This window comes from Acidaminobacter sp. JC074, from assembly GCF_022496765.1.
GTDB lineage: Bacteria > Bacillota > Clostridia > Peptostreptococcales > Acidaminobacteraceae > JABXKX01.
Genome location: NZ_VANV01000005.1, coordinates 254605 through 274947, shown reverse-complemented (window position 1 = coordinate 274947; position 20343 = coordinate 254605). Strand labels below are relative to the sequence as shown.

At 33.4% G+C, this 20343-nt stretch carries 23 protein-coding genes and 1 rRNA gene; 19 read left to right on the top strand and 5 right to left on the bottom strand.

Translation table 11 applies throughout. From position 1 onward, the window contains the following. Positions 1-181 precede the first annotated feature (181 nt). From rrf to nadC, 5 genes are all read left to right on the top strand, one after another. Positions 182-298, top strand: a 5S ribosomal RNA gene (gene rrf / locus EZV73_RS07435). Positions 299-662: 364 nt separating this feature from the next. After that, complete coding sequence (locus EZV73_RS07430; RefSeq protein ID WP_240839621.1) at positions 663-1334, top strand: GntR family transcriptional regulator; 672 nt, start codon at positions 663-665, stop codon at positions 1332-1334. 52 nt (positions 1335-1386) lie between these two features. Further along, entirely contained in the window at positions 1387-2304 is a 918-nt protein-coding gene (gene nadA, locus EZV73_RS07425) for a quinolinate synthase NadA (RefSeq protein WP_240839620.1), read from the top strand. Between the two features lie 3 nt (positions 2305-2307). After that, positions 2308-3795, top strand: coding sequence for an L-aspartate oxidase (nadB, locus tag EZV73_RS07420; RefSeq protein WP_240839619.1), 1488 nt, complete (start codon positions 2308-2310; stop codon positions 3793-3795). A gap of 2 nt (positions 3796-3797) precedes the next feature. Next, positions 3798-4634 carry a carboxylating nicotinate-nucleotide diphosphorylase gene (gene nadC, locus EZV73_RS07415; RefSeq protein ID WP_240839618.1) on the top strand — a complete coding sequence of 279 codons (837 nt, stop codon included), beginning with the start codon at positions 3798-3800 and terminating at the stop codon, positions 4632-4634. A 4-nt stretch (positions 4635-4638) separates the two neighbouring features. Here nadC and EZV73_RS07410 read toward each other — a convergent pair whose 3' ends face one another. Further along, positions 4639-4809 (bottom strand): uracil-DNA glycosylase, encoded by a 171-nt coding sequence (locus EZV73_RS07410; protein ID WP_240839617.1) that lies wholly within the window; start codon positions 4807-4809, stop codon positions 4639-4641. A gap of 117 nt (positions 4810-4926) precedes the next feature. Between EZV73_RS07410 and murI the strand changes: the two genes are divergently transcribed. Together murI and EZV73_RS07400 are read left to right on the top strand one after the other, a co-directional pair. Then, on the top strand, positions 4927-5694 hold the full coding sequence (gene murI, locus EZV73_RS07405; RefSeq protein WP_240839616.1) for a glutamate racemase: 768 nt from the start codon (positions 4927-4929) through the stop codon (positions 5692-5694). Further along, the gene (locus tag EZV73_RS07400) at positions 5681-5917 is read left to right on the top strand and encodes a hypothetical protein (RefSeq protein WP_240839615.1); all 237 of its coding nucleotides are present in this window, start codon (positions 5681-5683) and stop codon (positions 5915-5917) included. The genes murI and EZV73_RS07400 overlap by 14 nt, the downstream gene beginning before the upstream one ends. A gap of 20 nt (positions 5918-5937) precedes the next feature. Here EZV73_RS07400 and EZV73_RS07395 read toward each other — a convergent pair whose 3' ends face one another. Further along, positions 5938-7122: a pyridoxal phosphate-dependent aminotransferase gene (locus tag EZV73_RS07395; RefSeq protein WP_240839614.1), complete on the bottom strand. Its 1185-nt coding sequence runs from the start codon at positions 7120-7122 to the stop codon at positions 5938-5940. A gap of 141 nt (positions 7123-7263) precedes the next feature. On the opposite strand from EZV73_RS07395, the gene EZV73_RS07390 reads away from it, so the two are divergent. From EZV73_RS07390 to rsmI, 7 genes are read left to right on the top strand one after another with little or no spacing between them, the layout of a single operon-like run. Further along, a complete protein-coding gene (locus EZV73_RS07390) occupies positions 7264-7446 on the top strand; it encodes a hypothetical protein (protein WP_240839613.1) in 183 nt (60 codons plus the stop codon). After that, on the top strand, positions 7443-8831 hold the full coding sequence (locus EZV73_RS07385) for an aminotransferase class I/II-fold pyridoxal phosphate-dependent enzyme (RefSeq protein WP_240839612.1): 1389 nt from the start codon (positions 7443-7445) through the stop codon (positions 8829-8831). The genes EZV73_RS07390 and EZV73_RS07385 overlap by 4 nt, the downstream gene beginning before the upstream one ends. Before the next feature lie 8 nt (positions 8832-8839). Next, entirely contained in the window at positions 8840-9403 is a 564-nt protein-coding gene (lepB, locus tag EZV73_RS07380; RefSeq protein WP_240839611.1) for a signal peptidase I, read from the top strand. Then, complete coding sequence (gene holB / locus EZV73_RS07375; protein WP_240839610.1) at positions 9393-10367, top strand: DNA polymerase III subunit delta'; 975 nt, start codon at positions 9393-9395, stop codon at positions 10365-10367. The genes lepB and holB overlap by 11 nt, the downstream gene beginning before the upstream one ends. After that, positions 10368-11258 (top strand): stage 0 sporulation family protein, encoded by an 891-nt coding sequence (locus EZV73_RS07370; protein ID WP_240839609.1) that lies wholly within the window; start codon positions 10368-10370, stop codon positions 11256-11258. A 24-nt stretch (positions 11259-11282) separates the two neighbouring features. Then, a complete protein-coding gene (locus EZV73_RS07365; protein ID WP_240839608.1) occupies positions 11283-12026 on the top strand; it encodes a tRNA1(Val) (adenine(37)-N6)-methyltransferase in 744 nt (247 codons plus the stop codon). An 8-nt stretch (positions 12027-12034) separates the two neighbouring features. Beyond that, positions 12035-12868 (top strand): 16S rRNA (cytidine(1402)-2'-O)-methyltransferase, encoded by an 834-nt coding sequence (rsmI, locus tag EZV73_RS07360; RefSeq protein WP_240839607.1) that lies wholly within the window; start codon positions 12035-12037, stop codon positions 12866-12868. Between the two features lie 52 nt (positions 12869-12920). Here the strand turns inward: rsmI and EZV73_RS07355 are convergent, their stop codons facing one another. Beyond that, positions 12921-13166 (bottom strand): AbrB/MazE/SpoVT family DNA-binding domain-containing protein, encoded by a 246-nt coding sequence (locus tag EZV73_RS07355; protein ID WP_240839606.1) that lies wholly within the window; start codon positions 13164-13166, stop codon positions 12921-12923. 272 nt (positions 13167-13438) lie between these two features. On the opposite strand from EZV73_RS07355, the gene EZV73_RS07350 reads away from it, so the two are divergent. Next, positions 13439-14788 carry a hypothetical protein gene (locus EZV73_RS07350; protein WP_240839605.1) on the top strand — a complete coding sequence of 450 codons (1350 nt, stop codon included), beginning with the start codon at positions 13439-13441 and terminating at the stop codon, positions 14786-14788. A 2-nt stretch (positions 14789-14790) separates the two neighbouring features. On the opposite strand, the gene EZV73_RS07345 is transcribed toward EZV73_RS07350, so the two are convergent. Then, on the bottom strand, positions 14791-15210 hold the full coding sequence (locus tag EZV73_RS07345; protein ID WP_240839604.1) for a DUF948 domain-containing protein: 420 nt from the start codon (positions 15208-15210) through the stop codon (positions 14791-14793). A 101-nt stretch (positions 15211-15311) separates the two neighbouring features. Between EZV73_RS07345 and EZV73_RS07340 the strand changes: the two genes are divergently transcribed. After that, positions 15312-16748, top strand: a complete 1437-nt coding sequence (locus tag EZV73_RS07340) for an NAD-dependent succinate-semialdehyde dehydrogenase (protein WP_240839603.1) — start codon at positions 15312-15314, stop codon at positions 16746-16748. A gap of 31 nt (positions 16749-16779) precedes the next feature. Here the strand turns inward: EZV73_RS07340 and EZV73_RS07335 are convergent, their stop codons facing one another. Beyond that, positions 16780-17142 carry a hypothetical protein gene (locus EZV73_RS07335; protein WP_240839602.1) on the bottom strand — a complete coding sequence of 121 codons (363 nt, stop codon included), beginning with the start codon at positions 17140-17142 and terminating at the stop codon, positions 16780-16782. 153 nt (positions 17143-17295) lie between these two features. Here EZV73_RS07335 and EZV73_RS07330 point away from each other — a divergent pair, with 153 nt between their 5' ends. Genes EZV73_RS07330 through EZV73_RS07320 form a run of 3 tightly spaced genes read left to right on the top strand, consistent with a single transcriptional unit; the run spans position 17296 to position 20338 of the window. Further along, positions 17296-18246, top strand: coding sequence for a hypothetical protein (locus EZV73_RS07330; protein ID WP_240839601.1), 951 nt, complete (start codon positions 17296-17298; stop codon positions 18244-18246). Then, complete coding sequence (locus tag EZV73_RS07325; RefSeq protein WP_240839600.1) at positions 18243-19478, top strand: ATPase, T2SS/T4P/T4SS family; 1236 nt, start codon at positions 18243-18245, stop codon at positions 19476-19478. The genes EZV73_RS07330 and EZV73_RS07325 overlap by 4 nt, the downstream gene beginning before the upstream one ends. After that, positions 19475-20338, top strand: a complete 864-nt coding sequence (locus EZV73_RS07320) for a hypothetical protein (RefSeq protein ID WP_240839599.1) — start codon at positions 19475-19477, stop codon at positions 20336-20338. The genes EZV73_RS07325 and EZV73_RS07320 overlap by 4 nt, the downstream gene beginning before the upstream one ends. Positions 20339-20343: the final 5 nt, after the last annotated feature.

Below are 20343 nucleotides of genomic sequence, written 5' to 3'. Positions count from 1 at the left end.
TGTTTAGGTGATAGATACTAATAGGTCGAGGACTTGACCAAATAACGGCGTAGCGTAAGCGAAGTCGTATGAGCGATATCACGCAAGTGATTAGCGAAAGAGAATTGTAAAGCTTGAAATTCATATATGCAATCTTCAGAGAATATCTGAATTAAATAGRTGACTTAATAAGTCATGTATATCTGGTAACTATATCACGAAGGCTACACCTGTTCCCATCCCGAACACAGAAGTTAAGTTTCGTAGAGCTGATGATACTTGGTTGGAGACGACCTGGGAAAGTAAGACGTTGCCGGTTTAAAAAGCAGTTTAAGGAAATCCTTAGGCTGTTTTTTTATTTATTTAATAGGATAATACAATTTTTACATATGCATGAATTAATTATATTTATAGATTATTAGTGATGTATTTTATGAGGCTTAAATAAATAGCAAAATGCTCATAAGAAGAGAGCCTTTTGTCTATTTAGTCATAGATAATTCAACAATATAGACACCACATGTATCAATTGGTATCGCTATGTTTCTAATAATTACAATACTTGTTCATTTTATGACTCAGTCAATTGACAGGGAGTTAAATGTGGGTTAAAATATAGGTGCAATTTAATGACATAGTACCATAGGGGTATAACGTTATTTTTACATTCGGAGGAAATTATTTTGGACCTGTTTGATCAGAAGAAAGAAAATAAATCATTAACCTCACTCATTTTTGATAAGATAAGAGAAGATATACTCAATGATAGATACTTGGCTGGAGATAAAATTGTCGAGGCTAAATTAGCTGAAGAATTAGGTGTAAGTAGAACACCAGTTAGAGAAGCATTAAAGCAATTAGAATTGGATGGTCTTGTTGACAATATTCCTAACAGGGGTGTTGTTGTTAAAGGGATCTCTAATCAAGATATTCATGATATTTACACAATACGTGTTGCAATTGAAGGTATTGCTGCAAGATGGGCAGTTGAAAGAATGGATGAATCTGATGAGTCTGTGATTGATGATCTCAAAGAGATCTATGACTTAATGGAGTTTTATACATTTAAGAATGATACCGACAAGTTTTTTGAGCTAGACACTAAGTTCCATGAAACAATTTACATGGCAAGTAAGAGTAGATATTTGGAGCAAGTATTAAGAGACTTCCAATTATTCATTAAGACAACTAGAAAAAAATCATTATTGGTTGATGGTAGACCTAATTATGCATTAGGTGAACATAAGGCTATTTTACAAGGGTTTATAGAAAAAGATGCTGATAAAGCATATGAAGCAACAGTTAGACATATTGAAGGTTCTAGAAATAATGCAGAAAGCTTTAATAATAGATAAGTTGTAGTTAAGACTATCTTAGATAGTCTTTTTTTTTAGAATGGAGACATAAATGGAAATCAATTCAATTGTAAGTGAAATTAAGAAGTTAAAGAGAGAGAAGAATGCTGTTATACTAGCTCATAACTATCAAATTCCTGAAATTCAGGATATAGCTGATATTGTAGGTGATTCTCTCAAACTTAGTGAAGAAGCAGCTAAAACAGATGCAGATATTATTGTATTCTGTGGTGTGCATTTTATGGCTGAAAGTGCTAAGATACTTAGTCCAACAAAAAAAGTACTTTTACCGGCTATTGATGCAGGTTGTCCTATGGCAGATATGATCACAGGTGAAAAACTACGTGCTTATAAGGAAGAAAACCCTGGTACAACAGTTGTATGTTATGTAAACTCTTCTGCAGAAGTTAAAGCAGAATGTGATGTTTGTGTCACGTCTTCAAATGCCTTAAAAATTGTTGAATCATTAGATTCAGATAAAATTTTATTTGCTCCAGATAGAAATTTAGGTAACTATATCAATAAGAAATTACCAAACAAGAAAATGGAATTATGGAATGGCTTCTGTATTACACATGAACGTGTAAAACCTGAAGAAGTTGCCATTGTAAGAAATAAAAAGCCAGGTGTTCAGGTAGTGGTACATCCTGAATGTAATCCTGCAGTTGTAGAATTAGCAGATTTTGTAGGTTCTACATCACAAATTTTAGCCCACATTAGAAACAGTGAAGACAAAGAATTCATTGTAGGAACAGAAATGGGTATTTTACACACACTTAGAAAAGAGAACTTATACAAGAAGTTTACTTTATTATCACCTGCATTAATTTGTTACAATATGAAAAAGACGTCATTAGAAGATGTTTTACATGTTTTAAAGACTGAAGAAAATGAAATTACTGTAGATGAAGAAATTCGTGAGAAGGCGTATCATTCATTAAATAGAATGTTAGAATTATCAAAGGGGTAAGAAATGACAAGTATGCAACCAGCTTATGATGTAATCATTATCGGTTCTGGTATTGCAGGTCTATTTACTGCAATGAAACTTGATTCTAATAAAAGTGTATTGGTCGTATCTAAAGATGAATTAAAATGTAGCAACACCAACCTGGCTCAGGGTGGTGTTGCTGTAACATTTAATCCTCATGATTATAATAGTCATGTGGAAGATACACTAAAAACAGGTTTCAACCATAATGATGAGAATCGTTTAAAAATAATGGTTGAAGAAGGCGGCAGTAATATAGAAGCCCTCATGTCAATGGGGGTTCATTTTGATTGTGATGCTGATGGTAATTTATTACTGACTAAAGAAGGCGGACACTCTAAAAGAAGAATTGTTCATTATAAAGATACAACAGGTCAAGAAATTATTCGTGGTCTTCTTGAAGCATGTCTAGAAAAGGATAATATCAGTCTTAAAGACCATATTTTTGTTACCGATTTAATATGTGAAGATGATCAAGTACAAGGTGTTAAATTAATTGTTAATGATAGAATAGAATCTGTATATGCCTCTAAAGTTGTTATAGCAACAGGTGGTGTTGGTGGTTTGTATGAACATACAACAAATGCAAGCATTGCAACTGCTGATGGTATTGCAATAGGCGCTCGTATAGGTGCAGAAGTGGCAGATATGGAGTTTGTTCAGTTTCATCCTACAGCTTTGAATAAAAAGGATGATGCGCACTTTCTTATATCGGAAGCCGTTAGGGGTGAAGGTGGTATTTTAAGAAATGAAGCTGGTGAAGCTTTTATGGAAAGATATCATCCTCTCAAGGATTTGGCACCAAGATCAGTTGTTTCCAAGGCTATTATTGAAGAGTCAAACAAACAGGGCAATCAAAATATTTATCTAGATGTGACACATTTACCTGAAGATTATATAAAAAATAGATTTCCCAATATATATATAAAGTGTTTATCTTATGAGATAGACATGATTAAAGATTTAATACCAATCGTCCCTGTTCAACATTACATGATGGGTGGTCTTAAAACAGACGCTATAGGTAGAACAAATATCAAAGGTCTTTATGCTTGTGGTGAAGTGGCATGTACGGGTGTTCATGGAGCCAATAGAATGGCTAGCAACTCTTTATTAGAGGCCATTGTCTTTGCAAATCGGGTTGCTGAAGATATCAATGTAGCCGAGGTCATTGTACCAGATTTAAAGAAAAGTTTTGAGGCAATTGACGACTCGTCTTGTATCAAGTCTCATACTTATAAACAGCAATTGAAGCATATTATGAGTGAACATGTTTTTATATTCAGAAGTAAACATGATTTGATTTATGCACTAGAATTAATTGAAGGCATGAACGTGGATTTAAGTAAGAAATGTAATTCACAAGAGGCTTTTGAATTAAGGAATATGATATTTGTTTCAAAGCTGATTATTAAAGCTGCAATTGCAAGAGAAACATCTCTGGGCAGTCATATCATTGAAGGAGAGTAAGGATGTTATCAAATTACAAAATAGATCCAATAATTATTAGAGGGCTTGATGAAGATATTAGCTATGTAGATATCACTTCAGATATCTTGTTATCATCAAAAGACAAGTGTCTTGCTGAGATGAAGACAAAGGCTCAAGGCGTTGTTGCTGGTTTACAAGTCGCTAAACGTGTTTTTGAATTAGTAGATCCTGATTTAGAAGTTGAACTCCTTGCAGAAGATGGGGATTATGTAGATAATCAAACTGTTATTTTTAGAGTAAAAGGTTCTTCTAGATCGATTCTAAAAGGGGAACGTGTGGCATTAAACCTTATGCAAAGAATGTCGGGTATTGCTACAATGTCATACCAATATGCTAAGGAAGTTGAAGAGTTCCCAATGCGCGTGGTGGATACAAGAAAAACAACACCTGGTTTAAGAATATTAGAAAAATACGCAGTAAAGCTTGGTGGGTGCAGCAATCATAGATTCAACCTTTCTGATGCAGTTATGATTAAAGATAATCATATTAAGGCAGTCGGTTCCATTACAAAGGCTGTTGAAATTGCAAAAAAAGAAGTGCCTCATACTACTAAAATTGAAGTTGAAGTAGAATCACTAGATCAATTAAGAGAAGCATTAAATGCAGATGCAGATATTATTATGCTTGACAATATGGACAATGAAACCATGGCTGAAGCTGTGAAAATAAATCAAGGAAAAGCCATTTTAGAAGCATCTGGCAATGTTACACTAGAGCGTTTAAAAAGTATCGCTGAGGTAGGTGTTGACGTCGTTTCTGTAGGAGCACTGACACACTCTGTTACAGCATTTGATATCAGTATGAATATAGTAAAATAAGTTCTTATGAGCTTATTTTTTTTTCTTTAAAAGCTTCACATGGATTACCAGATGATTTTAAAACAACCTGTGACGGCATGGCATATGATTTAAATCCGAAGAACTTACAGCCCCTTGGTTTTTTAGGATCCCATGTGACATAGTAGTAGACACATTTCATACAATTGATTCTCATTATTTCTCCTCATTTAATTCGTTCTTGATTTATAGTATAATATATTTAGTTTAAAAAAACTATACACAGTCAGGGATATGTATGTGTATAACTTTTATTTTGTTAGGGGTTATCAACATGTTAATAGGTATTTTTGATTCAGGTATGGGAGGTTTAAGTGTTTTGTATGAAGCTAAAAAAAGACTTCCTAATGAATCTTTTATATATTTTGGAGACTCAAAAAATGCTCCGTATGGTATAAAAACTAAAGAAGAAGTCATTGAAAGATGTATAGAAATTTGTGATTATTTAATGACACGTCATGTAGATGCAATCGTTGTAGCTTGTAATACAGCCACAAGTGCTGCTATTAAGGTCTTAAGGGACAAGTACCCTATACCTATTATAGGCATGGAACCAGCTTTAAAACCAGCTGTAGAGTCAAATAAAGGCAAGGCAATAGCAGTCATGGCGACACCTATGACTTTAAAGGAAGAAAAATTCAATGATCTTTTAAACAAAGTGGCTTCTTCAACAAGCGTTTATAAGGTACCTGCTCCTAAAATTGTTGAGTTAATAGAAGAAGAAATGCTTGAATCAGAAGAAATTTTACCAGTCTTAGAAGCGTATTTTAGAGATATAAAAGACAATATTGAAAGTGTTGTTTTAGGGTGCACACATTATCTATTTATAAAGGATTTTATCTATGATCTACTGGGTCAAGATATAGAGCTTATTGATGGTAATCTAGGCACTGTTAATCAATTAAAAAAGAAACTGTTAGAGAATAACTATAAGTCAGAAGAAAATAGATTTGTTGAAATTATCAATTCAGCCGGTAAGAGCAAGGTAGATTTATCAAAAAAATTATTAAAAGTATTAGAGGAGAAGTATGGAGATAACTGAAAAGGAAATAGAAATTATTGATAAAAAGCTTAAAGAGCTGGTAGAAGAAGAGATTTTAACACCCAAACATGAGCAAATTATACGTTTACGATATGGTATAGGCTGTGATCAAGCTGATTTTAAAATGATGTTAAAGGTATGTCGTTTAAAGCCAAAAGATATGAAAAATGAACTACTGATGGCTGAAAAAAGAGTGTTCAATATATTAAAGAAGAGAATGTAGAAATAGAGCTGAAATCAGCTCTATTTTTTTAGGTCATTTATAAATTGTTTCATTTTTTCAATACCAGTTTTAATGGTTTCCATATCAGCAGCATAAGTGATTCTAACATAATCATCTAGTCCAAATGCTATACCTGGAACAATAGCCAACCTATAATCATCAAGTAGTCTATTACAAACTTCTAAGGAGAAACTATCAGGCGTATCTATATAAGCCTTTAATTTAGAAATATTGATAAAGACATAAAAGGCGCCATCCGGTCTAACGATTGACAAGTCCTCAATATCTTCAAACATTTGAATGACTTCATTTCTCCTACTGTGATAAGTATCGACCATGTGCTTTGTATCTGCTTCACAGTTATTAATGGCTTCAACAGCAGCCCATTGTGTGATTGTAGAAGGATGTGATACCAAATGGCCCTGTATAGCCGACATGGCTGATGCAAGTTTTTTATTAGTTGCTGTATAACCTAATCGCCAGCCTGTCATCGAAGCTGACTTTGAAAGGCCATTGATTGTAATCGTCATATTTTTTGCTTCTTCTGATAAACTTGCAATAGAAGTAAAATCATCATCAAAAGTAATTTTTTCATAGATTTCATCAGCTAGTATGTAGATTTGATTTTCAATACACATCTTAACAATTGGTTCTAGTTCTTCTTTTGTATAAACGGCACCAGTTGGATTGGATGGATTAGTTATAAATACAGCTTTTGTCTTATTAGAGATTAAAGCTTTTAACTCTGCAGCTTGTAGCTTGAATGAGTTTTCCTCTTTTGTGTTAACAAATACTGGTGTACCATTTAAAAGTTTGACCATCTCAGGATAAGATGTCCAATATGGTTTTGGAATAATAACTTCATCATTTGGATTTAAGATAGCAAGTAGTGCATTGGATATTGCATGTTTGGCGCCACTTGTCACAACAATTTCATCAAGGTCATAAGAAACATGATTGTCCCTCTTTAATTTATCTACAATAGCCTGCTTTAATTCAAAAAGACCTGAAGCCGAATCGTATTTAGTTTTGTTAGCATGAATCGCTTCAATAGCAGCTTGTTTTACCTTGTCTGGTGTAAAGAAATCAGGTTCCCCTATACTAAGACTTGTCACTTCAATGCCTTGTCTGTTCAGTTCTTTTACCTTTGTACTGATACCAATCGTCACTGATGGTGAGATGATGGATGTTTTATTTGCCAACATGTGCTTGCCTCCAAATCATTAAGTTTTTATAACAAGTCCAGCCATTGTAGAATATGGTATTGGATACTTGTTATAATAAGATATCTAATATAGTATCATAATTTTCTTGATAAAATAAGTCTTTTTTTGATAGGTGAGGTAATGGATAAAGTTTTGATGACACAAATAATTGGTGTATCTCTTATTTTTGTAGTAGTGGTTATAGTGGCATTAGTCAATATTTTAAGAATCAACTATCATTTGAATAAAAATGATAAGGAAAAAGAAGCTGAAAAAAGAAAGACTACAAAATTATACGATGTTAATAAGAGGAAAAAATCTTGAAACTGTTTGATCAATTGACCGCCATCAAAGATGAAAACCTAGTATCTTTTCATGTTCCAGGTCATAAATATACTGAACTCTATAAGCCATATTTAGACCGTTTGGATAGTATTTTAGACATTGATGTGACTGAAATACCTGGTACAGATGATTTGTTTGATCCTGAGTCCTGTATTAAAGAATCTCAGGATGAGTTGTCCAATCTACTAGATACTAAAGAAAGCTATTATCTTGTTGGTGGCACCACATCGGGAATATATGCCATGATCATGTCAGCAGTTCAACCTGGTGATACGCTTTTGGTTGCAAGAGATTGTCATCGAGCAGTTTATGATGGTCTATTTTTAGGTCAGATAAATGCAGTTTATATCAACCCGATTATGGCGTTTGGTATTCCTATGGGGATTACGCCTTCGCAGGTGGAAAAGGCCATTCAAGCTCATCCGCATGTCAAGGGTTTGGTTTTAACTTATCCTAATTATTATGGTATTGGGAGTGATTTAAAAGCAATAAAAGCTGTATTAGATAAGTATAATATTATGCTAATAGTGGATGAAGCACATGGCGCTCACTTGTTTTTAAGTTCAGATTTAATGCCTTCGGCTCTTGAGATCGGAGCAGATATAGTGGTGCAGTCTAGCCATAAGTCTTTACCTGTTATGACCCAGGCTTCTGTACTTCATTTAAATTCAGATAGAATATCACAGAATAAGTTGGAAATGATGTTAAAACTGCATCAAACATCAAGTCCATCTTACCTTCTGATGTCTTCATTAGATATTGGTTATGACATATCTAAAAAAGAAGGCAAAAGATTGATGGAGAATCTTTTAGAAGAAATCAAGAGAATAAAGAAAAAACATAAGTTATTTCTAATAGAAGAGGATTTACCTGACGGATTTTCTTTGGATCCAACTAAGTTAACTTTACTTGGTAGTAAGTATAATATTGATCCAATTTCATTTGAAGAAATGCTGAGAATGAATGGCATTCAAATAGAATTTTCCAATGATAAAGTAGGTGTTTTAGTAACCAGCATTATGAACACTCAAAAGGACTTTGATTATTTAATCAAAACAATGGAAATGTTGAAATTTAAATGTTATAGTGGTATAGATACAATTGTCTATAGTGACACTTGTATGCCTAAATTATCAATAAATGAAGCTTATTATGGCGTTCATAATCAAATAAAATTGGAAGATGCTTGTGGCAAAATCGCCGCACAATATATCATACCTTATCCACCTGGAATACCTTTAATTATTCCTGGGGAAATGTTCGAAGAAGATAAGATAGAATTAATAAAAGAGATGTTAGCAAAAAAAAATAATATTAGTGGTATTGAATCTATGAGTGATAAAATCAATATCCTTGCTGACTAGGAGGAAAAATGAAACAAGAATTATTGGAATGGATCAAGTCGATTGTTTTTGCGGCTGTTTTTGTGTTTGTACTACAATTGTTTGTTGTACCAACAACTATATATCACACATCTATGGTACCAACCTTACAACCTAAGGATATGGTGGTTATTCAAAAGACTAAGAATGTTGAAAATGGGGACATTATTGTTTTTAAATCGGATATGACTTTTGGTGAGTCAGGCGTTAATGAACTGCCTTTTTACAGACGATTTTTTGTCAATGAAAATACAAGAAAGAAACTTATAAAGCGAGTAATTGCAGGCCCTGGTGATAAGATTGTTATTGAGGGTGCAGATGTTTATGTAAATGATGAGCTCTTAGACGAACCATACATCAATGATTCTGGTTATGACACAATTTTCTTTGAGGAAATTCCAGAAGGCTATTATTTTGTAATGGGGGATAACAGACGATTCAGTATGGACAGTAGAAATCCTGATATTGGTTTGATAGAAGAAGAAAGAATTGTGGGTAAAACGACTTATAGGATATTCCCATTAGACAAAATTGGAAAGATAGATGAGTTTTAATAGAGTAATTGGACATGAAAAGACATGTGCATATTTTAAAGAATTAATAAAAAATGAAACCTTACCTCATGCAATCATGCTTGAAGGTATGGTAGGTGTGGGTAAAACGACTTTAGGATCTGCATTATCAGCCTCTGTCTTATGTGAATCTAAAACAGGTGATGCTTGTGGTGTATGTAGGTCATGTTTAAAAATGAATCATGACAATCATCCTGATTTTATGGTTATTGAGCCAGAAGGTACACAAATAAAAAACGCACAAATTGAAGCTTTTCAAGATTTTATCAATATAAAGCCTTATGATGGACAATATAAGGTTGTTTTAATAAAAGATGCGGATAAGATGAATGCTTCATCTCAAAATAGAATTTTAAAGACACTTGAGGAACCGCCTTTGCATGTTGTGATTCTTATGTTAACAACCAACTCAGAAGCGCTATTACCGACGGTTCTGTCTAGATGTCAAATTATTAAGTTGAATGGCCTTCATCAGGATCTTGTATTGAATTACATTGAGTCAAATCATGAAACAGATGAAGCAGAGATAATCGCTAAGTTAGCGGATGGCTCTATAGGTAAGGCGATTGACTACATAACGTCAGAAAGCTTTAAGTTGATCCAATCTCATACAGAGGAAATTCTTCAGGCAATTCATACAAATGAAAAGGCCAAGTTATTAGAGCAATTATCATACTTTAATGACGAGAAAGAAAACATTCAGAAGATACTGGATTATATGATATTATGGTATAGAGATATACTTTTATTCAAGCAGGCTAAAGCAAAGCATTTATTGATTCATTCAAGATCGCTTGATGTGATCAAGAAGTTGGCAAGAAACCTATCTTTAAATAAGATAATAAATAATATTGAAGCAATTGAGCTTACAAAGAAGAAGTTAAGACAACATGGACACTTTGATTTAACGATGGAAGTCATGTTGATTCAATTATTGGAGGACTAAATGGTTACGGTCATTGGAGTAAGATTTAAAAAAGCAGGAAAAATATATTATTTTGATCCTGATAATATTGATACCTCAGAAGCCAAACACGTTATTGTTGAAACAGCAAGAGGTGTAGAGTTTGGTAATTTGGTTATCAATAAGCGTCAAATTCCTGATGATGAGGTGATTGCACCTTTGAAGAAGGTCTTAAGAGTAGCAACAGAAGAAGACATAAAAGTTCATGAAGAAAATCAAACAAAGAAGGCTGAGGCATTTAGCATTTGTTTAGAGAAAATCAAACATCATGAATTAGAAATGAAACTGATTGACGTTGAGTATACTTTTGATAACAATAAAGTTATTTTCTATTTCACATCTGATGGAAGAGTTGATTTCAGAGAGTTAGTAAAAGATTTAGCATCTGTTTTTAGAACAAGAATTGAACTTAGACAGATAGGTGTTAGAGATGAAGCAAAGATGTTAAACGGCATTGGATCATGTGGTAAGAGACTTTGTTGTGCTAATTGGTTAGGTGATTTTGAGCCCGTATCTATTAAGATGGCTAAAGATCAAAACTTATCTTTAAATCCAACAAAAATATCGGGTATTTGTGGTCGTTTGATGTGTTGTTTGAAGTATGAACATGAAGTTTATCTTGAGCTTAAAAAAGGCATGCCTAAAGATGGTGAAATGATAAAAACACCTGATGGAAAGGCTATTGTTGTAAACACTCAAACTATCAGAGAGCTTGTAAAAGTTCGTTTAATTGTAGGTGAGGAAGATGGTAAGCCTGTTTTAGATGAGGACATTACTGCTTATAAGAAAAAAGATATCAGAAGAATAAGAAGAAACCCACCTCAGAAGAAACAACAAAAAGAGCAAGGGAAAGAAACTAAAGAGCAGGGGTAACCTGTTCTTATTTTTGGAGAAAATATGTTAGACAATGAACGTTTCGATTTGATTCAGAAAAATGGATTTGGAATCATTCAGAATAAAAAGTGGTTTTCATATGGTATTGATGCAGTTCTGTTAAGTCATTTTGCCGAGATTAAAGATGGTGATAGAATCATGGACATGGGAACGGGTACAGGCATCATTCCATTACTGTTATCACTTAACCATCAAGTGGATAAAATCTATGGTATAGAAAAGCAAGATCAAGTAGCCGATATGGCACATAGATCTGTTAAGAAAAATAAGTTAGAAGACACTATTGAAATCATTAAGGCTGATGTCCTTGAGCTTAAAAATAAGTTTGATGCAGGGTCATTTGATGTAATCGTCTCTAATCCACCTTATTTTAAAAAGGGAAACGCCCTTATAAACAATGGTTCTGTAAAAGCTCAATCGCGTCATGAAACAAGTGGTGATCTTGAGGACTTCATTAAGACTGCAGCACTGCTACTAAAAAACAAGGGTTGTTTTTATATGGTCCATCGACCAATGAGATTAGTTGACATCATATACTACTGTAGAAAACATAATTTGGAACCAAAAACTTTACAATATGTGTATCCGCATTGTGATAAGCCACCGAACATTCTATTAATTAAGTGTGTAAAAAATGGTAATCACGAGTTAAAACATAAGGAAAATCTATACGTTTATGATAATAACAGGGATTACACACCTCAGATTAGGGAGATTTACAGGAATCTAAAAATTGATGTATTCTAGGAGGAAGTATGGAAAACGGTAAGTTATATATTTGTCCAACACCTATAGGAAACTTGGATGATATGACAATTAGGGGGGTAAACACCCTTAAAATGGTAGACATTGTTGCAGCTGAAGATACACGTCATTCATTGAAACTTTTAAACCATTTTGAAATAAAAAACAAGCTGATTTCATACCATGAGCACAACAAAAAAAGCGCTGGAATTGCCTTGATTGATAGGTTATTAGAAGGTAAAAATGTTGCCTTGGTGTCTGATGCTGGTATGCCTGGTATTTCTGATCCAGGTGAGGATTTAGTGAAATTATGTATCGAAAATGGTATAGAAGTAATTGCCCTTCCAGGTGCATCAGCAGTGGTAACTGCTTTAGCTGCTTCAGGTTTATCCACTCGATATTTTCACTTTGAAGGTTTCTTAGAAAAACATAAGAAAACAAGAAATGAACGACTTGAGTATCTTTCAAAACTCACTTCTACTTTGGTATTTTATGAATCGCCACATAGACTTTTGGATACTTTAAAAGTCTTTCAAAAGGTGTTTGGTAATCGTCAAATGGTAGCAGCCAGAGAGTTGACAAAAAGGTATGAAGAATATGTCAGAGGAAGCATAGAAGACTGCATTCAACACTTCAGCACGGCAGGTGTTAAGGGTGAGTTTGTTCTATTAGTCGCTGGAAATGACGCTGTGGAAGTTGAAACTTTTGACACAAGCATTGAAGAACATTTGCTTGAATTGATGGCTAAGGGACTGACAAAAAAAGAAGCGACCACCGAAGTTTCAAAGAAAAGAAAACTTCCTAAAAAGGAAGTTTATCAAGTCAGCATAAATCTAAAAAAATAAGCCTCTTTAGAGGCTTTTTTTCTTCTTAAAATAGAGTAAATAAAATCTATGATTACTTTAAGTTACCGATTTCTTCGATACAGCTAGGGCAAACATTTTTTCCCTTAAGGTTTTGAACACCTTTAGCTTGACCACAGAAAACACATGCTGGTTCGTATTTTTTTAGAATGATTGTGTCACCTTCAACAAAGATCTCTAAAGCATCTTTTTCACCAATCATTAATGTTCTTCTCAACTCGATAGGAATAACGACTCTTCCAAGTTCGTCAACCTTTCTTACAATTCCAGTTGATTTCATGTTACATCCTCCTCTTAGACAAATTTCGACATTGATACCATACCACTTCACTATTAATATTACAGAGCATGAAATTAAAAGTCAACGTAGTTAGATTCGAATTATGGTTTTCTTAGAAAATAACAAGTTGGTTGCTCATTGTAATTGTACCCATGAAACTGATTTCTACTCATATTTTTGTAATATTACCATTTTTCTTCAATTTTATTCACGAAAAGTATAAATGTTTGAATATTCAGTTATCTGTGGTATAAGTATATTAAGGGGGATCTATGTTTAATATCGATGAGATAAAATATCTTTGTTCATTGGATAAAGGTACATTTTATTTATCACCTAGAAGTACATACGAGTTTCTAATATATGGTGATATTGATCATTTTGAAATAATGATAGAAAGTGATTTAGATGACTGGATTAAAGATCAAAAGCTTTTGGAGTACAAGTATGTAGAGGATTCTCTTGAAGTTATTTATTTTGATGAGTTTTTTCATTTAAAGGTAAGAAGTTTAAAAGGTCAAACAATAGAAGAATATCTTAAAACTTTTGATTTTAATCTACATGCTGTTTCTATAAAAATATCCAAAGAAGTGGAAAAAAACGCATTTGCTTGTTTTAAGGAATCTTGTTATTCATCCTGGGTTGATCCCTTTAATGTAAAAGATTCTATTAAAGAAGGCTTTATTAGGCCAATGCATTATAAAGACTTAGAAAAAAATGGTGGTAAAGTTTTTAAAATGGTCCATTATATGATGACCCATCATTTAGATATTGAACAAGAAGTAATAAAAGAAATGAAGAAGTTAAACTATGAGGTAAATGCTTCTGTTTCAGATTACTTTTTTGACTTAATCAACCAGAAGAAGTCCTATCAATATATTAAGTTGTTGGATGAAGTTGGCTTGATAGATGCGACCTACCCAATTGTAGACGCCATGAAAACAGTTGGTACTTGGTCAAAGGGGTTAAGAAATCTAGAGAGTTTTGAAATGATGATGTCTGATGAGGTGTATTTTAGTGATGGTGTATATAGGGATATAAAAAGGGCACTAGTTTATAGATTTAGTTGTGGTTTGAATAAATACCAGTTACTCAAATTTTCCCTACTATTTAAAGATGCTTATCAAGTCATGGCATTAAAACTAAATGCACCTGAGAGATATGAAGACTCATTTAATAGTTTCTGTGATTATTTTGGCTTTGATGAGGAAACGTGTCAGTATTACAGTCAAGTGATCAAAAGCTGTGGTGATTTGGCTATTGATATGAATAAGAAGCGTATTACATTAGAAGAGCAATACGACTTTTATGATGAGTTTCAGGATCAGACAATAGAAGTCCTTTTAATCTATTATGTTCAGCAAATAGAATGTGAAAACAATAAACAGATTAAAGACTATGTGGAGTATTTAGTAAGAGGCTATATCAATAAGTATTGTGAGTTGCAGTCAATAAACAATACCATTACGACCATGGATATCGACAGGCATGCCCTCAGTGATGTTTCATTAACACTCTTAATTGAAGATGTAAAAAAGAAAATATATTATGGTAACATGCGTTATGATAGAAAGTCTATCATAAGACATTTACAGAAAATGATAGATGAAAAGAGTAGCTGATGCTACTCTTCTTCGTTAACAGTTTCATTTGATTCTTTTGTAAAGAACTTATCATAAGCTCCTTTTGCAATACTTGCAGTATGGAAAATTGATGTCAATCCATCAACAACAGACTGATTTTCTTTAACAACCTCTGTGACAGATTCAGTTGTTTCAGCAATGTTGTCCACTGTGCCTCTGAACTGAGTAATATCATGTGCAACTTCCTCAGAAATGGTATTGACATTCTGACTGATTCCAGGTGCTTCTTTTAAAATGGCATCTATTTCTTTTCTGTTGTCTTCTACAACAGCATTGATATGTTTCATCGAACTATGGAGTTTCATAAGTATTTTAATGATGTAGATAATCATAACAATAAGTGCTATATATACACCACAAACCAGCAAATCTTTAAGCGTAAACGTAATAATTGTATCCATGATAGCTCCCTTCATCTTTCTTTCTAATAATATTATACAATGTAGTCATAAAAAGTACACCTAAAAATTCTAGTATGTTATGATTATGTAGGAGGTGTGTGATGAAATATTCAATATTCTACGATGGATCTTTTCAGGAACATGAAGGAGACTACTTTAAAGTTTATGATCCTTCTAATGGTAATGTCTTAGGTGAGGTTCCTAATGCATCTGAAAGTGATATGGAAAAAACAATTGAATCAGCCTATAAGGGATTCGAATTTTGGAGAGACAAAACAGCTGAATATAGGTGCGATTTATTAGAAAAATTATATGATCTGGTTATTGAGGAAAAAGAGAATTTAGCAAAAATCATGACTATGGAGAATGGGAAGCCTTATTTGGAGTCTTTAGGTGAAATTGTTTATGGTGCAAATTTTCTGAAATGGTACAGTGAAGAAGGTAAAAGGATTTATGGCCAGTTTATACCTGCTTCTTCGGAAAATAAGAGGATAATGGTCAGAAAGCAACCTGTGGGACTTGTTTATGGTATCACCCCTTGGAATTTTCCTTTTGCAATGATTACTCGTAAGCTAGCACCAGCGCTTGCTGCAGGCTGTACATTCATTATTAAGCCAGCAGCTGAAACACCATTAACAGCTCTCAAGTTCTTTGAACTTGTAGAACGTGTAGGTTTTCCAAAAGGTGTTTGTTCCTTAATAACTGGCGATGCTAAAACATTGACGGAAGTCGCTATGAAGGACAGCCGTGTAAGAAAGATTACTTTTACAGGTTCTACTGCTGTAGGCAAACTTTTGATGAAACAGAGTAGTGAGACAGTTAAAAAGATATCATTAGAACTTGGTGGTCATGCACCATTGATTGTATTTGATGATGCAGACATTGATAAGGCGATAAAAGGCACCCTTGCTTCAAAATTTAGAAACTGTGGTCAAGTTTGCATTGCAACCAATCGTGTTTTGGTTCATGAAAAGATACATGACTTATATCTTGAAAAACTGACTGAACAAGTTTTAAAGATGAAGATTGGCAACGGGTTTGAAGACCAAGTAAAAATAGGCCCTGTTATCAATAAAAAAGGTGTCGATAAAATTGATGGTCAAGTTAAGGATGCTATCGAGAAGGGTGCAAAGCTAGTATGTGGTGGTGAAAGTAAACATGTGGGGGATAATGATGATGTGGGTCATTTTTATAAGCCTACCATTTTAGATGGCGTTACAAGAGACATGGCAATATTCTATGATGAAACCTTTGGACCTGTTATTCCTGTGATTACATTTAAGGATGACCAGGAAGCCATTGATCTTGCAAATGATACTCCATATGGCCTTGCTTCATATTTCTTTACAGAATCTATTTCAAAAGCCTTTGTAGTGGCGGAAAAATTAGACTATGGTATGGTTGGCTTAAACACAGGTGCTATATCTGCTGCTCAAGCCCCTTTTGGTGGTGTTAAGGAGAGTGGTATAGGAAGAGAAGGTGGACATTTTGGTATTGAAGAATATCTTGAGACAAAGTATGTATGCCTTGAAATATAAAGAACTCAGCTAATAAGCTGAGTTCTTTTTTTTATACTACAAATTCTTGATTGTTAATAACGATTGAGTTTGCCTCAATAAAAATATTTGAATCATTAAACTCAAGTACGAAGTTAGGTATTGAAACAGCGACATTTTCATCTTCTGTATCTATGAAATCTGTCGATTGCATACCGCAATACATGATGTTGTTCAAACTCGTATTTTCTGTATCTTCTTCTATATCGTGATCTAAGTAGTAAAACGAGGTTACTTCATTAAAAACAATTTCATTAATTTCCTTGCTATTTTCAGTAAAATTCAGTTTTATTGTATCGTTCTTCGTATCGATTTGAAAGCGATCGATAGGCATATTTGTTATATCTGAAAGTAGCGGTGTTACTTTACTGTTCATATATATCCTTTCTAATCTGTGATTCTTCTCATACATACTATATCATTTGTATTTAAAAAGCAAGAATATTTTTCTATAATATCATTGACAAAATTTGACAAATTATTTTCGTTATGGCATACTTTATTTACAAAATATGTAAAAGAGGTGTGTATGTCTGAGGCAAATAATCTGGCTAAGGTTCAACAACTAAGCAAAATTGCAAAAGAAAATCCAAAAGATATTGAGTTTATTAGAGATCATCTCACATTAAGAAACAGACAAATTTTTGATTCAATTTTAAAAGAAAAAAAGGTAAAAGCCAAAAAGGCACACAGAGTAAAAGCATCAAAATCAGTAAAACCTATGATGGTGACAGTTATGAATGAAGCAAGACTTGCCGCTGAGTTGTCAGTCGCACTTGCTAAAAACAACAAAAACAAAACCATCGCAATCTTAGATGCTGACCGATTTAATCCTAAGCTCAATACCTATTTAAATGCAAAATCATATATCAAGTCTGTTTATACGCATTTGGATTTTCAAAGAACAACAGGACTTAATCTTTTAATTGATGCATCTCATAAACATGTCTTAACCAAGAAATATGCCCAGCATCTTTCCCTAAGGGTAAAGGGCTATAAGAACATCCATTATTTTTCTGGCAGTTACATGTTAGAAGATTATGAGTATTATAAATTAGAAGACTTTAGGCAAATAATCAAGTTCCTTAAAAGTACTTACGACTTGGTAATTGTTCATACTAATGATTTTATTTATGATGCTTTTACAGTTCATAGTTTAATAGGTTCAGATGTTAACCTAATTCCATGTAAGGGGCTTATGCATGATGTTAAGGAGAAAACAAAATGTATGACATTTTTAGAAAAGAAGCAAAGAGTGACTTCTGATAAGAATATCTATGTTCTCTTTAATCACGATAAGAAAAGACATATTAATAAGCGCTTGTTGAATCAAGCCATGGATGAAAAGTTTTTAAGTATCTCTTATTTAAAGCAACGTGATGTCGATTCAAGTCAATATAATTTGACAAGGCATATGAAAAAAAGAGTCTTAAAGGAGTACAGCCAACTGATGAAAAGTATAGACCAGGTGATATCATGAGTTTGATTAAAAGTCATCATACCAAGTTAGATTTTAATAATGCCTATGACCGCAACATTTCTATCGACGTTATCAAAGAGATTGTTACATTTATCATTAACAAACACGCTTCTTTAATAGTAGACATAGAAACCAAACAGGCCAGTGCTGAACTTTTGAATCAAGAAATTGTTAGATACTTAGATGATTCAAGACAATTTCAAATGAATCGTGATGAAGTTATTTCAGAAGTGATGAATTATATGTTTGGATATGGTATCTTACAGAAATATGTGGATGACCAGGAAGTAACAGATATTGATGTCTGTCGCTACGACTTTGTCATTATAAAAAAGTATGGACATAAGGAGATTGCCCCCATTCAGTTTGCAGATGAGCTAGAATTCACAAACTTCTGCAAGCTGATTATTATACGAAATGGTGGTGTTATCAATGAATATGACAGCCATGCCCGCGTAGCAGACCAAACCTATAGAATGAGAATTAATGTAACCATTTCTCCAAGAAATGTGATGGGTTCGTCTATGACCATCAGAAAACATAGACTATCACCATATGATTTGACCCAATTAAGAAATATGAAGATGTTTGATCTCGAAACGGAAAAGCTGCTTAGAAAGTTGATGGTCATCCCTTCAAGAATTTTAATTGTCGGTAAAGGTGCTTCTGGTAAAACAACTTTATTAAGGGCTTTATTACATGAAATACCTATAACAGAGCGTTTTTTGGTATGTGAATCAGATACAGAACTCTATCCTGAAAATCCAAATTTTATTGTCCAGAAGGTTAAAGGACTTGGTAAAAGGCAAATTGCCTTAAATGAGCTGGTAAGGGACGGCCTTACCATGTCTCTAGATGGCTACTGCATCGGCGAGTTGGTCGGCAGTGAAGTGAATGAGTTTATTAAGGCAGGTTATACAGACCATAGGATATTAGGTACATTACATGCCTTAGGTGTTAAAGAAGCCATACCAAGGATGATTTCAATGATGGATACTCATAAGAAGAACATAGAATCCTTTATTGGAAAATCCCTAGATATCATCATTTACATGAAGAAGTTTAAGATTGTAGAAGTAGCTGAGGTCTATTATAAGGAAGACATTTGTTTTAATACACTGATGAAGTTTGATATAAAAATGGAGACACCATCTAGGTTAGAAGGAGAATTTCATCACTTATCTCAATTAAAGGCATCATTAAAAGATGAAATTGGCAGGCGGTATTTATGATAAAGTTTGTATTAGCATTGACTTTTATGGTCATACTTGATTATTTATCTCAAAAGGAGTACAAGCCCCTTTATTTAGAGGTTAACTCAATAAGAGTAAAATCTTATCTAATTAGCAGGTTACAAAGTAAGATGGCATTAACATCACGTTTGGCTACTTTCTTGAATGTCTATAGCCTAATCTTTATTGTGGTCATGCTTTTTATCTATTTTTTTTCAATGAGTTTTTTCATAACAAGACTTTTGATACCGAGTCTTTCTATGGGGCTACTCTTCGCTGTTATCCCCATTATTTACTTAGAGCTAAAAGAGCAGTCTTATCATAATCAATTGTCTCTAGAAGTGACCAAGCTCATCAGCTCATTAACAAGATGGGCGATTGTAAAAGAAGATGTCTATTTTTGCTTTGCAAAATCAGTGGATCAAGTAGAAGGGCCACTAAAACTTTATATCAATGACTTTCTTATGCAGGTTAAGTATTCAGGACATATCAATTTTGCCTTTGATCATATTATTAACTTTACTCAGCATGAACTTTTGAGAAATCTGATGATCAACTTACAACAGACTGCCTATTGCAAAGGGGATTTAATAGGTATACTTGAACGTTTAGAAGAGGAAAGCTATCTGATATTTGGCGAACATGAAAGAAGAAAAACGGATACCTATTTTGATAAGCTGGCTATTTATTTTTCAATTATCTGTGTCTTAGTTATGACGGTATTTATTTTAACCATCAATGTCAGAATGAGATCTTTTTATTTAGAGACAAGTGTGGGCAACCATATCTTATCTGTCTTTTCACTACTATTTATTGTAGGTGTTTATCTGGCGAGTAAAATCACAAGTTTTAATTACTAGGAGGC